The organism is Psychromarinibacter sp. S121, assembly GCF_049801035.1.
Classification (GTDB): domain Bacteria; phylum Pseudomonadota; class Alphaproteobacteria; order Rhodobacterales; family Rhodobacteraceae; genus Psychromarinibacter.
Window position 1 is genome coordinate 470,603 of sequence record NZ_JBNAGE010000003.1, and the last position, 14,539, is coordinate 485,141.

At 65.1% G+C, this 14,539-nt stretch carries 16 protein-coding genes; 10 read left to right on the forward strand and 6 right to left on the reverse strand.

What is annotated here, in order from left to right; translation table 11 throughout:
• Positions 1–1,344, reverse strand: coding sequence for a Na(+)-translocating NADH-quinone reductase subunit A (locus ACP156_RS16030; RefSeq protein WP_425052361.1), 1,344 nt, complete (start codon positions 1,342–1,344; stop codon positions 1–3).
• A 204-nt stretch (positions 1,345–1,548) separates the two neighbouring features.
• Between ACP156_RS16030 and ACP156_RS16035 the strand changes: the two genes are divergently transcribed.
• Positions 1,549–2,538 (forward strand): FAD:protein FMN transferase, encoded by a 990-nt coding sequence (locus ACP156_RS16035; RefSeq protein WP_425052850.1) that lies wholly within the window; start codon positions 1,549–1,551, stop codon positions 2,536–2,538.
• A 32-nt stretch (positions 2,539–2,570) separates the two neighbouring features.
• A complete protein-coding gene (nqrM, locus tag ACP156_RS16040) occupies positions 2,571–2,810 on the forward strand; it encodes a (Na+)-NQR maturation NqrM (RefSeq protein ID WP_425052362.1) in 240 nt (79 codons plus the stop codon).
• A gap of 3 nt (positions 2,811–2,813) precedes the next feature.
• Here the strand turns inward: nqrM and ACP156_RS16045 are convergent, their stop codons facing one another.
• Entirely contained in the window at positions 2,814–2,996 is a 183-nt protein-coding gene (locus ACP156_RS16045) for a hypothetical protein (RefSeq protein ID WP_425052363.1), read from the reverse strand.
• A 78-nt stretch (positions 2,997–3,074) separates the two neighbouring features.
• Here ACP156_RS16045 and ACP156_RS16050 point away from each other — a divergent pair, with 78 nt between their 5' ends.
• Positions 3,075–3,596, forward strand: a complete 522-nt coding sequence (locus ACP156_RS16050; RefSeq protein ID WP_425052364.1) for a CBS domain-containing protein — start codon at positions 3,075–3,077, stop codon at positions 3,594–3,596.
• Here ACP156_RS16050 and ACP156_RS16055 read toward each other — a convergent pair.
• Positions 3,593–4,636, reverse strand: coding sequence for a LacI family DNA-binding transcriptional regulator (locus ACP156_RS16055; RefSeq protein ID WP_425052365.1), 1,044 nt, complete (start codon positions 4,634–4,636; stop codon positions 3,593–3,595). The two genes, ACP156_RS16050 and ACP156_RS16055, sit on opposite strands and share 4 nt — an antisense overlap.
• A gap of 190 nt (positions 4,637–4,826) precedes the next feature.
• Between ACP156_RS16055 and ACP156_RS16060 the strand changes: the two genes are divergently transcribed.
• From ACP156_RS16060 to ACP156_RS16090, 7 genes are all read left to right on the forward strand, one after another.
• The gene (locus tag ACP156_RS16060; RefSeq protein WP_425052366.1) at positions 4,827–6,146 is read left to right on the forward strand and encodes an ABC transporter substrate-binding protein; all 1,320 of its coding nucleotides are present in this window, start codon (positions 4,827–4,829) and stop codon (positions 6,144–6,146) included.
• 106 nt (positions 6,147–6,252) lie between these two features.
• On the forward strand, positions 6,253–7,200 hold the full coding sequence (locus tag ACP156_RS16065; RefSeq protein WP_425052367.1) for a carbohydrate ABC transporter permease: 948 nt from the start codon (positions 6,253–6,255) through the stop codon (positions 7,198–7,200).
• The gene (locus ACP156_RS16070; RefSeq protein WP_425052368.1) at positions 7,197–8,135 is read left to right on the forward strand and encodes a carbohydrate ABC transporter permease; all 939 of its coding nucleotides are present in this window, start codon (positions 7,197–7,199) and stop codon (positions 8,133–8,135) included. Before ACP156_RS16065 ends, ACP156_RS16070 begins: the two co-directional genes overlap by 4 nt.
• A complete protein-coding gene (locus tag ACP156_RS16075) occupies positions 8,132–8,350 on the forward strand; it encodes a hypothetical protein (protein ID WP_425052369.1) in 219 nt (72 codons plus the stop codon). Before ACP156_RS16070 ends, ACP156_RS16075 begins: the two co-directional genes overlap by 4 nt.
• Positions 8,351–8,353: 3 nt before the next feature.
• Positions 8,354–9,451, forward strand: a complete 1,098-nt coding sequence (locus ACP156_RS16080) for an ABC transporter ATP-binding protein (RefSeq protein WP_425052370.1) — start codon at positions 8,354–8,356, stop codon at positions 9,449–9,451.
• Positions 9,444–10,439, forward strand: a complete 996-nt coding sequence (locus ACP156_RS16085) for an ABC transporter ATP-binding protein (protein ID WP_425052371.1) — start codon at positions 9,444–9,446, stop codon at positions 10,437–10,439. The genes ACP156_RS16080 and ACP156_RS16085 overlap by 8 nt, the downstream gene beginning before the upstream one ends.
• A gap of 11 nt (positions 10,440–10,450) precedes the next feature.
• A complete protein-coding gene (locus ACP156_RS16090) occupies positions 10,451–12,091 on the forward strand; it encodes a dihydroxyacetone kinase subunit DhaK (RefSeq protein WP_425052372.1) in 1,641 nt (546 codons plus the stop codon).
• A 4-nt stretch (positions 12,092–12,095) separates the two neighbouring features.
• Here ACP156_RS16090 and ACP156_RS16095 read toward each other — a convergent pair whose 3' ends face one another.
• From ACP156_RS16095 to ACP156_RS16105, 3 genes are all read right to left on the reverse strand, one after another.
• Positions 12,096–12,746 carry a hypothetical protein gene (locus tag ACP156_RS16095; RefSeq protein WP_425052373.1) on the reverse strand — a complete coding sequence of 217 codons (651 nt, stop codon included), beginning with the start codon at positions 12,744–12,746 and terminating at the stop codon, positions 12,096–12,098.
• Between the two features lie 253 nt (positions 12,747–12,999).
• Positions 13,000–13,410, reverse strand: coding sequence for a response regulator (locus ACP156_RS16100; RefSeq protein WP_425052374.1), 411 nt, complete (start codon positions 13,408–13,410; stop codon positions 13,000–13,002).
• A 4-nt stretch (positions 13,411–13,414) separates the two neighbouring features.
• On the reverse strand, positions 13,415–14,539 hold the full coding sequence (locus ACP156_RS16105; protein ID WP_425052375.1) for a sensor histidine kinase: 1,125 nt from the start codon (positions 14,537–14,539) through the stop codon (positions 13,415–13,417).

Genomic DNA, 14,539 nt, shown 5'->3' on the forward strand with positions numbered 1-14,539 from the left:
TTACCCCTCCTTCTCGATCTTGGTGAGGCTGTCGCGCAGGGCGATGCCATATTCGTACTTGGCGGGGCAGGCGAATCCGCACAGCGCGACGTCTTCCTCGTCCAGCTCAAGCGCGCCAAGCGCCTGTGCCGTGTCGGTGTCCATCACGAGAAGCGAGCGCAGAAGCTGGGTCGGCAGAAAATCCTGCGGCATCAGCCGCTCGAACGTGCCGATCGGCACCATGGCGCGGCGGCCGCCGTTGAGGTTCGAGGTCAGCGCGTAAAGCTTCCGGCTCAGCGCCGAACCAAGCACCGGTTGCACAGCGTATTTCGACGGCATCGGACGAATCCAGCCCATCGGGATCTGCTTGTGATCCTCTTCGATCAGCGTGACCTGCCGGGCGTAGCGGCCAAGGTAAGCGGTCGGACCCTCGCCGCCACGGCCGCTGAGGATCGAGCCCGAGATGATGCGCACCGGGGTGTCGGTCGCCAGATCCTCGGCACAAAGGTCGGTCATCGACGCGCCTGCGACCGTGCGCACCAGACGCGGTCGGCGGCAAAGCGGACCGGTCAGGGCGACCGTGCGGCGGCTGTCCAGCCGGCCGGTTTGCAGCAGCCGACCGATCGAGATCACGTCATGATAGCCGATGGTCCAGACCGTCTTGGTCGCCGAGGGCGGTTCGAGGAAATGCATGTGGGTGCCGGCAAGGCCAGCCGGGTGCGGGCCGGAAAAGCCTGCGGCAACAACGCCTTCGACGTCAGCGCCGGGGATGTCGGCACCGATTTCGTGGCACAGGTAGGTGGTCCCGTCGGTCAGCTTTGCCACGGCGGCAAGCCCGTCCGCGAAAGCCGCAGGGTCCTCTCCGATGATCAGCGCGGCATCCGCCGACAGCGGCTCGCTGTCCATCGCGGTGACGTAGATCGCGGCGGGGGTGGCGTCAGGCGCGGGCACCTTGGAGTAGGGGCGCGTGCGGAACGAGGTCCAAAGACCGGCGGCACACAGTTTCTCGGCAAGGCCCCCGCGGCTGGTCGAGTCGCCGGTGCCGGAAAAGTCGACCGGTTCGGCTGCCGTGGCGTCCACTTCGATCTCGATGCTGACCAGCGCGCGGCGGGCGCCGCGGTTGATCGCCCGGACACGTCCCGAGACGGGCGCGGTCACCTGAACCTCCGGCGTGTCCTTGTGCGCGAGGATCGGGGCCCCGGCGGCGATGACGTCGCCTTCCTGAACCGAGATCCTTGGCTTCAGGCCGATATAGTCGGCCCCGAGAATGGCCACGGTGCGAATCTGCGCGCCGTCTTCGATCGTGTCGCCGGGTGCCCCCAGCACCGGCATGTCCAGACCCTTACTCAACCTGTGTTGCTGCACGTCTTCTGTCCTGTCGATTTTCCGGCTGCCTTATGCGATACCAAGACGAGGTTTGGAAGGCGCTTGGACGCACTTCTTGAAATCCATGTTGATCATCGTGCCGTTCTGCCGCAGAAGCGAGCGGAACCTGATAGAACGATCGCAGCCAAGCGGAGTAGGCCCGTGTCGAACCCTCTTCTCCTTTCTCGCCGTAGCTTCATGGTCATGCCCCTTGCGCTGGCGGCGTGCCGGAAGGGCTGGAACGTGCTCGAACTGAGCGGGCTGACGATGGGGACGGGCTATAACATCGTCGCCGTCGACCACAGCCGCGACGTCACCAAGGCCGAGCTTCAGGCGGCGGTGGATGCCGCGCTGGCGCGGGTCAACACGCAGATGTCGAACTGGGACGCCACGTCCGAGATCTCGGCGTTCAACGCGGCGAAGGCCGGCGATAGCGTTTCGGTCTCTCCGGAACTGGCCCACGTGATGCAGGCCGCCGCCGATGTCCACGACGCCAGCGAGGGCCGGTTCGACGTCACTGTCGGCGCCCTGATCGACCTTTGGGGATTCGGCGCACGCCAGACCCGTACCGATATGCCGACCGACGCCGAAGTCGCGCAGGCGATGGCCTGTTGCGGTCAGGCGCAATCGGTCGAGATCGCGGGCGGAGCGCTGCGCAAGCTGAACTCGGACGCCGAGATCTACCTGTCGTCGATCGGCAAGGGTTTCGGCGTGGACCACGTCGCACAGGCGCTGAACGGTTTCGGCATCACCGACTACATGGTGGAAATCGGCGGCGACCTGTACACCGCGGGCCGCAACCCGGATGGTCAGCCCTGGCAGATCGGGATCGAGACGCCGCAAAGCTTCGACCGTGGCATCATGCAGGTCGTGGGCGTGTCCGGCATGGGCATGGCGACCTCGGGCGACTACCGCAATTTCTTCGACTACGATGGCAAGCGCTATTCGCACATCATCGACGCGACGACCGGCCGCCCGGTGACGCATGACACCGCCTCGGTCACCGTGTTGACGGACAACGCGATGCTGGCCGACGCCTGGGCGACCGCGCTGCTGGTTCTTGGCCGCGAACGCGGTCTTGAGATCGCAAATGATCGTGACATGGCGGTGCTGTTCATTGACCGCGACGGCGCGGGCGACAAGTCTGGCTTCAAAGCCACGGCGTCGGACCGGTTCGCAGACCTGACCGCCTGACGCGACGCTGAAACCGGACACGGGGTATCCCGATGACGACCTTCATTCTTGCTTTCGGACTGCTGATGCTGGTGATGGGCGGGATGGCGCTTGGCGTCATCCTGAACGGCCGCACGATCAAGGGCAGCTGTGGCGGGCTGAACGCCGTCGAGGGCGCTGACAAGTGTCTGGTCTGCAAGCGGGAAATCGACCCGGACAGCCCGCTGCGCGAGCGGATGGAATGCCCCCGCGCGCGCAAGATGCTGGATCAGGCCGAACAGCGGGCGGGCTGAGCCTCAGACGCCGGTGATCGGCAGGAATCCCAAAACCAGCAAAGAGATCGCCGCGATCAGGCCGAACAGCCACAACTGGCTGCGCGGCCCTTCGGCCTTCCAAACCCGCCGATAGCGATAACCGGCAAGACAGGCGACCACGAACAGTGCCGTCGCCAGGGCCGGTGTAAGCGCGAGATCGGTCAAGTTTTGCCCTTCCTGTCGGAAAACATTTACGCAGCCGCGTTTTGCAATACCCTGTACCTACCCAAGGGAGAGAACGCCATGCCTGCCTCGTACACGCCGAAGACCCGCGATCTGGACACGCCGGAGAAAACCACCAGCCAGTCGCTACAGACGAACCTGTCCGCCGCACAGGCGACGGTCGCCGACGTGCTGGCCGGGAAGGGAGAGGGGCTGTTCTGGATCGCGCCCGACGATACGGTGGCGACCGCCGTGGAGAAGCTGCGCGACCATCGGATCGGCGCCCTGCCGGTCAAAAGCCCGCAAGGCGAGCTTGTTGGCATCCTGTCTGAGCGCGACATCGTGAGGCGGCTTGCGGATGCGCCCGACAGCACCATGGCGCAGCCGGTGTCCGATCTGATGTCGACCACGGTGCAGACGGCCAGCCCACAGGATTCGCTGGTGCAGGTGCTGCGCAAGATGACCGACGGCCGGTTCCGCCACCTGCCGGTGGTCGAGGCCGGGCAGATGATCGCGATGATCTCGATCGGGGACGTGGTGAACTATCGCCTGACCGCGCTGGAATACGAGGCGTTGCAACTGAAGCAGCTAATCGTCGGCTAGGCCCGGTCGGCGGCCTGCCCGAGATTCTCGCGGATCAGGATCTCGATCCGGATTTCTTCCTGCGAGGCTATGGGCTCGCGCCCGTCGCACCGCGCGCGAAGCACCCGGATCGCGCTGCGGACAAGGTGGCCGGGGTTCTGGGCGATCACCGCGTCCAGCTCGCCGCTGCGCAGCTTGTTCACGTTGAACGCCGTCCGTTCGTGCGCGATCACCTGCGTTTGGCGTAGGTCGGTCGCCGCGGCCACCGCCTCCAGCGCGACGCGGGTCTCGGAACTTAAGACATAAACACCTGCGATATCGCGGAAATTCTCGAACAGGTTGCCCACGATCCGGCGTGTTCTTGCGGGTTCGCCATGTGTTTCGACGGAAGGCAGCGCCGACAGGTCCGGGAAGTCGGCGGTCAGGATGCGGTCGAACCCTTGCCGCCGCTCGACGTTATCGCGGGCATTCATCGTGTCGGCGATGACAAGGATGCGTCCGGTCCGGCCGCCGCAGAATTTGCCCATCAGCCGCCCGGCGGTGGCGCCCGCCGCGTTGTTGTCGACCCCCACGAAATCCACTTCAGGCCCGCCAAGCTGACCGGCCACGAACTGCACCACCTTCACGCCGCGTTCGAACAGGCGATGCGTGGCGTCGCGGACCTGCGGCGCTTCGGGGGCCATGATGGCGATGCCGTCGGTGTCTTCCGGTCCAAGCCGGGCAAGGTGCGCCGCGATCTGGTGCGGATCGTCGCTGAGGATGCGGCGAAAGCCCACCTCGGTATGCTCGGCGGCAAAGGCGGCGCGCGCCTCTTCGATACGTGACACAAGCGTCTCAAGGAACTGGTCGCCCGCCGTCGGAAGCAGGAATTCGAAGCGGTAGCGACGGCTTCGGGCAAGGTTCGCGGCAGAGATATTCCGCTCGAAGCCAATCTCTTCAATCGCGGCGGTGACGGCCTCTACGGTTTCCTTCCGCACGCCGGGGCGGCGGTTCAAGACCCGGTCGACCGTGGCAAGGCTGACGCCTGCGGCTTTGGCCAAGTCTTTGGTAGTAGGGCGCATTTTATCTCCGTACCCGGCGATTTTCTGGCGGTCTCAGCCTTCTTAATCGGAAGTTTTCGGCCGGAATGCAAACTATTTGAGGCACGTACCTCAGAAAATAATTGCTCTGAGGCACGTACCTCAGTTAGCTTTGTTTCACCAAGCGAGTCGCAGCAGGGAGGCAGCGACCGAACATGGGGAGGAGATTCAGATGAAGACGCGCATTGCATTGATGTCCGCGGCGGCCGGGGCGCTTTTCGCCGGAGCCCAGACGGCCAGCGCCGACGACCTGACGCTGTGTTGGGCGGCATGGGATCCGGCCAACGCCCTGATCGAACTGTCCAAGGACTTCGAAGCGAAGTCGGGCCACACGATGTCGTTCGAATTCGTGCCGTGGCCCAACTTCGCCGACCGCATGCTGAACGAGCTGAACTCGGGCGGCCAGCTGTGCGACCTGATGATCGGCGACAGCCAGTGGATCGGCGGTTCCGCCGAAAGCGGCCACTACATCAAGCTGAACGATTTCTTCGAGGCCGAAGGGATCACGATGGACGACTTCATCCCGGCCACCGTGGCGGGATATTCCGAATGGCCGAAAGGCACCCCGAACTACTGGGCGCTGCCGGCCTTCGGTGACGTGGTCGGCTGGACCTACCGCAAGGACTGGTTCGAGATGCCAGAGCTTCAGGCCGAGTTCAGCGAGAAATACGGCCGCGAGCTTGGCGTGCCGGAAACGCTGGCCGAGCTGAAGGACATCGCGGAATTCTTCCAAGGCCGCGAGATCGACGGCAAGACCGTCTACGGCGCCGCGATCTACACCGAGCGCGGATCCGAAGGCATCACCATGGGCGTCACCAACGCGCTGTACAACTATGGCCTGACCTACGGCACCGCCGACGAGCCCTATAAGCTGGACGGCGTGGTCAACGCGCCCGAGGTGGCCGAGGGGCTGGAGTTCTACAAAGAGCTCTACGACTGCTGCACCCCGCCGGGTTCGTCGGACTGGTACATGTCCGAGAACATCGATGCCTACAAATCGGGGCAGGTGGCGCTGCAGATGAATTTCGCCTTCATCTGGCCCGGCGTCGAGGCCGACCCGAACGTCGGCGGCGGCAAGTCGGGTTACTTCCCGAACCCCGCGGGCCCGGGTGGTCACTACGCTCAGCTGGGCGGGCAGGGGATTTCTGTCGTGTCCTACTCCGACAGCCAGGATGCGGCGCTGGAGTACATCAAGTGGTTCGCACAGCCTGAAATTCAGGCGAAATGGTGGGAGCTTGGCGGCTACTCGGCGCTGAAAGCCGTGGTCGAGGACCCGGACTTCGCGACCAGCCAGCCCTATGCGCAGACCTTCCTCGACTCGATGGCCATCGTAAAGGACTTCTGGGCCGAACCGTCCTACGCCTCGCTTTTGCTGGCGATGCAGGACCGGGTGCATGACTTCGTGATCGCCGGCAACGGCACCGCGCAGGAAGCGCTAGACGGGCTGGTCGAGGACTGGACCGAAGTCTTCGAGGACGACGGCAAGATCTGAGGCGGGCGCGCGCCGGGCCAGCACCCGGCGCCCCCGCGACCCCGCGCGGAGCGGCCAGCACTCCCAGCCGCTCCGTGCACACCAAAAACTTCCCTGGCGAGGCATCATGTCCAACAGTGCAATCGAGCGTGCCGCCGCGGCCACGCCCCCTAAACTCGCCCGCAGGGTGCGGGGGTTATCGGACCGGGCCATTGCGTGGATCTTCGTCGCCCCGACGATCTTCCTGCTGCTCGCGGTCAATATCTTCCCGCTGATCTGGACGATCCGGCTGAGCTTCACCAACTACCGCGTGAACCGCCCGAACGCCGAGGTCGAATGGGTCGGGCTTCGCAACTACCAGCGCATCCTCACCGACGAGGATATCTGGCAGACGATGCAGGCCACCGCGCATTTCCTGATCTGGACCATCGTGCTGCAGGTGCTGATCGGCTTCGCGCTGGCGTGGCTGATCAACAAGAAATTCCGCGGCGACAACTTCTGGACCACGATCATCGTGCTGCCGATGATGCTGTCGCCGGCGGTGGTAGGGAACTTTTGGACCTTCCTGTACCAACCCCAGATCGGCCTGTTCAACTATGTGGTCAGCTTCTTCTCGGGCGTGGATCCGTCCAGCTTTTCCATGATCGGTGAGGTCTCGCTTGCGCCCTGGGCCATCGTGATCGTCGACACGTGGATGTGGACGCCCTTCGTGATGCTGATCTGCCTTGCCGGTCTCAGGTCGATCCCGACCTCGATCTACGAGGCGGCGGAATGCGACCGCGCGTCCCCGTGGCGGCAGTTCTGGACGATCACCGTGCCGATGGTGCTGCCCTTCCTGATGCTGGCGGTGCTGTTCCGGGGCATCGAGAACTTCAAGATGTTCGACCTCGTGGTCCAGTTGACTGGCGGCGGGCCGGGCTCGACCACCGAGCTTACGTCCATCAACCTCAAGCGCGAGGCGTTCGAGAAGTGGCGAACGGGCTATGCCTCTGCCTACGCGATCATCCTTTTCGTCACGGTGTTCGGGCTGGCCTCGATCTACGTGAAAGCGCTGAACAAGGTGAAAGAGAGATGAGCGATTTTTCCGTCATCGCAGCCTCCCGCACGCAGAAGTGGGTCGCCGGAACGCTGGTCGTGGGATACGCGGTCATCACGCTGTTGCCGCTTCTGTGGATCATCGCCACCGGCTTCAAATCGCCGTCCGACGCCATCGCCTATCCGCCGAAGATCTTCTTCGAGCCGACGCTGGAAGGCTACGTCAACCTGTTCACCACCCGGACCCGGCAAACCGCCGAGTTCCTCGCCGCGAACCCGCCGCAGACCTGGTACGAAGAGATCGTGCGCAAGTACGACATGGTGATCGCAGGTCCCTCGCGGTTCGGCGGTCGGTTCATGAACTCGGTGATCATCGGCTTCGTCTCGACCTTCCTGTCGGTCTTTCTCGGCACGCTCGCGGCCTACGCCTTCTCGCGCTTCCGCATCCCGCTGAAGGACGACCTGATGTTCTTCATCCTGTCGACCCGGATGATGCCGCCCATCGCCGTCGCGATCCCGATCTTCCTGATGTTCCGGGCGCTGGGCCTTAGCGACACCCACGCTGGCATGATCATGCTGTACACCGCGGTGAACCTTTCGCTGGCGGTGTGGCTGCTGAAGGGCTTCATCGACGAGATCCCGCGCGAGTACGAAGAGGCCGCGCTGATCGACGGCTACACGCGGTTTCAGGCCTTCTACAAGGTCGTGCTGCCGCAGGCCGCGACCGGCATCGCGTCCACCGCGATCTTCTGCCTGATCTTCGCTTGGAACGAATACGCCTTCGCGGTGCTGCTGACCTCTGGCACGGCCCAGACCGCGCCGCCCTTCATCCCGACAATCATCGGCGTCGGCGGGCAGGACTGGCCCGCGGTCGCCGCCGGCGCCACGATCTTCCTGCTGCCGGTCGTCGTCTTCACCATCCTGCTGCGCAAGCACCTGCTGCGGGGCATCACATTCGGAGCGGTCCGCAAATGAGCCTGCCTTCCCTCGATCCCGAAACGACCCCCGCCGACCGCCCCGCGCCGCGCTTATTCCGGCGAGGCCCGTGGGAAATGGCGGCCTCGATCCTGATCGGACTGGGCGTCGTCATGATGATGCAGCCCTTCGTGATGGTCGCCTTCACCTATTCCTTCATCGTCACCCTGACCGGAACCGTGATGTTCCTGATCGTCAGCCACTTCCCGGAGTAAGCCATGGCCCAGATCCGGATAGAAAGCCTTCGCAAGGCCTTCGGCGCCTTCACGGCGGTTCAGGCCTCTACCTTCACCATCGAGGACGGCGAGTTCTTCATGCTGCTGGGCCCCTCGGGCTGTGGCAAGACCACGACGCTGCGCATGATGGCGGGGCTGGAACTGCCCACCAGCGGCGAGATCTACATCGACGGCGAAGAAGTCGGCGGCCGCCGCGCCAGCCAGCGCGACATTGCCTTCGTGTTCCAGATGTTCGCGCTGTACCCGCACATGAACGTCCGCGCCAACATCGGCTATCCGCTGCGCAGTCAGGGCCTGTCGCGGGCGAAGACCCGCGAGAAAGTCGAAGAGATCGCGCGCCTGCTGGGGATCTCCGACATTCTCGACAAGCCGGTCGGCGGGCTGTCCGGTGGTGACCGCCAGCGAGTCGCGCTGGGCCGCGCCATCGTACGCGAACCGAAAGCGTTCTTCATGGATGAACCGCTTGGCGCGCTGGATGCCGAGTTCCGCGAGCACATGGCCGAGGAACTGCGCGCGCTGCACGACCGGATGGGCGCGACCACCGTTTACGTGACCCACGACCAGCTTGAGGCGATGCAGATGGGCGACAAGATCGTCGTGATGAACCACGGCGTCGTCGAGCAGTTCGGCGTGCCGCAGGATCTGTACGACTGGCCCGCGACACTGTTCGTGGCGGGCTTTCTTGGTTCGCCGCCGATGAACGTGCTGCACTTTGACGGCACGGTCGAGCAGGGGACCGAGACGCAGGTGCTGGACGGCACCAGCTTCGCCGTGCCCACCACGCGCGAGGGCGCGACGGGCCGCATCGCGCTGGGCGTCCGGCCCGAGCATGTGCATCTGGAAACCGACGCCGGGCTGCGCGCCAAGGTGGTGGCGACCGAATACCTTGGCACCACGCAGATCGTCACGCTGCGCACCGACCATGGCGAGGTGAAGGCCCGCATCCCCTCGCACCAGCGCGTGACCGAGGGCGAGACGACCGGCCTGCGCTTCGACGCCCGCAAGATCACGCTGTTCGATGCCGAAACGACCCGCGCTCTTAGGTCCGCCGGAAACGAAGGAGTGCTGGCTCATGGCTGAAGTCACCCTGCGCAACATCACCAAACGCTTCGGCGCGACACTGGCGCTGGACGATGTGTCGATGACCGTGCCGGATGGCGCTTTCGTCGTGCTTCTCGGCCCGACGGGTGCGGGCAAGACCACGACGCTGCGCCTGATCTCTGGCCTCGATGTGCCCGATGGCGGTGAGGTTTCCATCGGCGGGCGCGATGTTACCGATCTGACCCCGGCGCAGCGCAACGTGGCGATGGTGTTCCAGCAATACTCGCTGTACCCGCACATGACGGTCCGCGACAATCTTGCCTTCCCGCTGAAATCACCGCTGCTGAACACGCCAGCGGACGAAATCACCCGCAAGGTCGGTCGCGTCGCCGAGATGCTTCAGATCTCGCACAAGCTGGACAACAAGGCGACGGCGCTTTCTGGCGGCGAGATGCAACGGGTTTCGATCGGCCGCGCATTGGTGCGCGACCCGGCGGTGTTCCTGATGGATGAACCACTCAGCTCGCTTGACGCCAAGCTGCGCGCCGATCTGCGGGTCGAGTTGAAGTCGATCCAGTCCGAGTCGCGTGCGACCTTCCTTTATGTCACCCACGACCAGATCGAGGCGATGACCATGGCAACTCACGTCGGCGTGTTGGAGCAGGGGCGCCTGATCCAGTTCGGCACCCCGCGCGAGGTCTACGAGACGCCGGTCAGTATCTACGCCGCCGGTCGGCTGGGGCTGCCGCGCATCAACATCCTGCCCGCCGACATTTTCGGCGCCGCGCCTCCGGGCACCAAGTGGATCGGGCTGAGGCCAGAGCAGATCCGGCAGGGCGAGGGCCACGACAGCGAGGTCGTGCGGGTCGAGCATCTTGGCGACCAGACGCGGCTGCACCTGCGGTTCCGCAATCACGACGTGGTGACGGTCACTGACGCCCATACCGAACTGAAGGCGGGCGAGACCCTGAAGATCCGCCCCGAGAACCCCTATTACTTCGACGCCACCGGCGCGCGTGCCTTTTGAAGGAGATGACGATGACCCTATTCATGAACAGCAAGGAAGACATCGTTAACGAGGCGGTGGACGGCCTGATCGCCTGTTCCGGCGGTAGGCTGGCGCGGCTGGACGGCTACCCGCATATTCGCGCGGTGGTGCGGACCGACTGGGACCGCTCGAAAGTGGCATTGGTCTCGGGCGGCGGGTCAGGGCACGAACCGTCGCACGCGGGCTTTCTGGGGCAGGGGATGCTGACGGCTGCGATCTGCGGCGACGTCTTCGCCTCGCCCTCGGTGGACGCCGTGCTTGCGGGCATACTTGCGGTCACCGGTCCGGCGGGCTGCCTGCTGATCGTGAAGAACTACACCGGCGATCGCCTGAACTTCGGCCTCGCGGCGGAACGGGCGCGGGCCTTCGGTCTGAACGTCAGCATGGTGATCGTGGATGACGACGTGGCGCTGCCCGACTTGCCGCAGGCACGCGGTGTCGCGGGCACGTTGCTGGTGCACAAGGTCGCGGGCGCGCTGGCCGAGGGGGGCGCCGACCTTGCCACGGTCACGGCAGCGGCAGAGAAGGTGATCAGCCGCGTCCGGTCCATCGGCATGTCGCTTGACACCTGCATGGTGCCGGGCGTGCCGAAAGAAGACCGCATCCCGCCGGGCAAGGCCGAGCTGGGCCTTGGCATCCACGGCGAGGCCGGGGTGGAACAGGTCGACTACATCGACGCCCGCACGGCGGTCGGCATGGTAGCCGACAAGCTGTCGGGCCACATGCCCGCCGGCGTGCCGCATGTCGCGCTGCTGAACAACCTTGGCGGCGCGTCGGTGCTGGAAATGCAGGTGTTGGCCTACGAGCTTGCGAACTCCGCCATCGCGGACCGGCTGAAATTCATCATCGGCCCCGCCGCGATGATGACATCGCTTGAGATGCGCGGCTTCTCGGTTTCGGTCTTTCCGGCGGATGCCGACGAACTGGCAGCGCTGCAATCCGAAACGCCCGTGACCGCATGGCCCGGCGTCAGCGCCCTGTCGCCCGTCGAGATCCGCGAACTGCCTGACGGCCTGCGCCCGATCAAGCCGCTGCCGTCGGATCATCCCGCGACCCGCGCCTTCCTGACCCGGTGCTGCGAAATCCTGATCGCCTGCGAGGCCGATCTGAACACCCTTGATGCCCGGACCGGTGACGGCGACACCGGCACCACGCTGGCGACCGCCGCGCGGGCGCTGGTCCATGCGATGGACGACCTTCCGCTTGCGGATCACACCCAGCTGTACCGCGCCATCGGTCAGGAACTGAGCCAGACCATGGGCGGGTCTTCGGGCGTGTTGCTGGCGATTTTCTTCGCCGCCGCCGGTGACGCCGCGTCCAGTGGCATGCCGATCCGCGAGGCGCTGAAGGCTGGGCTGGACCGGATGCAAGAGGTCGGCGGCGCCGAACTGGGCGACCGGACGATGGTGGATGCCCTGCACCCCGCGCTGCAACACCTTGCCGACGGAGACCTTGCCGCCGCTGCGACTGCGGCGCGCGAAGGTGCGGACAGCACCGCAGAGATGCTGCGCGCCAAGGCGGGCCGGGCGGCCTATGTCAATCCGGACCAGTTACGCGGGCATGTCGATCCGGGCGCGGAAGCCGTGGCGCGCCTGTTCGAGAAACTGTCCGCCGCCGGGGTAGAGGCCTGAGGGACTACCGCGCGGTCAGGGATCGGCGCAATCCAGATAGGAGACAGGCCGCCGCGCCGCCCCGGTCTTCCTTCTCGCGGATGTGTCGCATGATCAGTTCGGAATAAAAGCCGAGGTCGGCGACCGCTTCGCCGATCCGCGACGACAGCGCGGTCAGTTTCTGCCCGTCGTCGCCCCACAGCACGGGACTGACCGAGGCGACGTTCAGGCAAGGCAGAACAACATCAAACAACGCCCGGACCGCAACGTAGTCGGAAAAATCCTCCAGCGTGCGGGGGCGGTTGGGTTCTTGCAGCAGCGAGTACCACGAGGAATAGATCCGTTCGACATGCACGGCGACCCGAAGTTCGCCCGCCGAAGACACGCGGGTCATCACCCGCAGGCCCCGCGCGACAAGGTCGTCTGACACGATCTCGATATCCGGGAAGGACACCAGCTCGCCGTGCCGCTCGCCCATATGCGCCAGCACGGATCGCACGATCTCGGGATTGACCGCTTCGGCGAAGGTGCGTTGCTTGAGCTTCGACAGGGTCAGGGTCATTTCCAAGGAACTGACGTTGATGCTGTCGACGACAAAATGCCTCTCGTCCGGACCGTCCGGCCGTGTCAGGTGAATGATCGCTCTGGCGGCAGGTGACGGGACAACATCCTTCATTTGCGACCTCTCCACGGTGTCTCGACTGTCATGCCAAGGTGGTAGAACCGCAGGGGTTTACAAACAGTTAACGGCAGCGCGATCCCCTCGCGGCGGAGTCCGGGGCGACACGAAGTGCCGCGCCGGGAGAGCGGGGCAAGTACGGGCACGGCCGGTCCACGCCGGGTCGACAGTGGGCGGGATGGCGACCGCTCCGTTGCCCTGGGTTTCCGCTATCGGTTCCATCTGCGGGCGGTGGGAGAGTTGTCACCTGTCAGCACAGACCGGGCCGCATCTGTTCGCCGATTACCCGGCTGACGTTGTCCAAATCGAACTCTTCCTTGCGCCAGATCTCGCGGACATTGGGCGACTTGGCCTTGGCGTACATGAACGGCGACGGCCAGTCGCTGACAAGGATCACGGGAATATTGCGATGCGCGGCCGCGTCGTTCAGTTCGACGGCAAGGTTCGCGCCATGTCCGTCCGGCAGCGTGTTGTCCAGAAAGATCATGCGGACGCGGCACTTCGCGACGGTCTCGCGGGCGCGCGCGACGGTGTCCACGAACAGGAATTCGTGACCCGCGGGGTGCTTTGCCAGAACACGGCGCATCATCTCGCGGTCCAGCGCGGAATCCTCGACCACAAGGATGTCTGGCGAGCGGCGGAATTGCTGCGTGCCCCCCATCCGGTCAGGCCACGTGGCTGCGCGGCACGACCGCCGCCACGGGCGGGGACGAGATCGGAACCGGAACCTGCCCCAGCAGGACGTGAAACTGGCTGCCGCCCCCGGGATCAGGCGCGCACCAGATGTGGCCGGCATGGCGCAGCGCGATCTTGCGGCAGGTGGCCAGACCAAGCCCGGTTCCCGCGGGACGGTTGGTGCCGTCGATCCGGCGGAACGGCTCGAATATGCGGGTGCGATAGCCTTCGTCGATGCCGACGCCGTTGTCCGCGACGACAAGATGGGTCACGCCGTCCTCCGCGGTGGCCGAAATCGAGATCTCGGGCCGCGCCGCGCCCGCGTATTTTATCGCGTTGCCGATCAGGTTTTGCAGCAGTTGCACGATCTGCGGGCGGATGCATCGCAGATGCAGGTCGCCGTTCTGCACCGCGACGCTGGCATCGCTTTCCGCAATCTCGCCCGTCAGCGCGGTCGTCGCTTCGGACACAAGCGTTGAAAGGCTGACATTTTCGGTGACCTGCACGCGGTCGTTTCGGATGTGATCGGCAAGGCAGTCGATCAGGTTGCGCATCTGCCGGTTCGCCCTCTGGACGAAATCGATCGCCTCGCGCGCGGCGTCGATGTCACCGTTGTTCAGGTCCTCCTCCGCCTGATCGCCGAAGAAGGCGACCGCCCGGATCGGGGCCTTCAGGTCATGCACAAGCGTGTCCGAGAACAGCTCCAGCTCGGTCCGCTGTTCTTCGATCTGCCAGCGCAGGCGCGCCGCCTGCACGCTGTTCTCTAGCATCCGCGTCACCGCGTTCGCACTTAGCGACCGCTTCGGAATGTAGTCCGTCGCGCCTTGCAGGATCGCGGACTTGGCGAGGTCCTCGTCCCCCTGACCCGTAACCAGGATCACCGCGCAGCGCGGCCACCGGTCTAGTGCCGGCGTCACCAGTTCCAGCCCGTCCGCGTCGGGCAGCCGGTAGTCCAGGAAGATCGCATCGACCACCGGCGGGCGCAAAGCCAGCATGTCCGCCCGGCAGCCGGCCTCGTGGATGGTGACGTCCAGCCCGCTTGCGTCGATCAGCCGGCGGATCATCTTGCGGTCGGCGTCGTCGTCATCGACGATAAGGATGTTCAACCGGGTCAT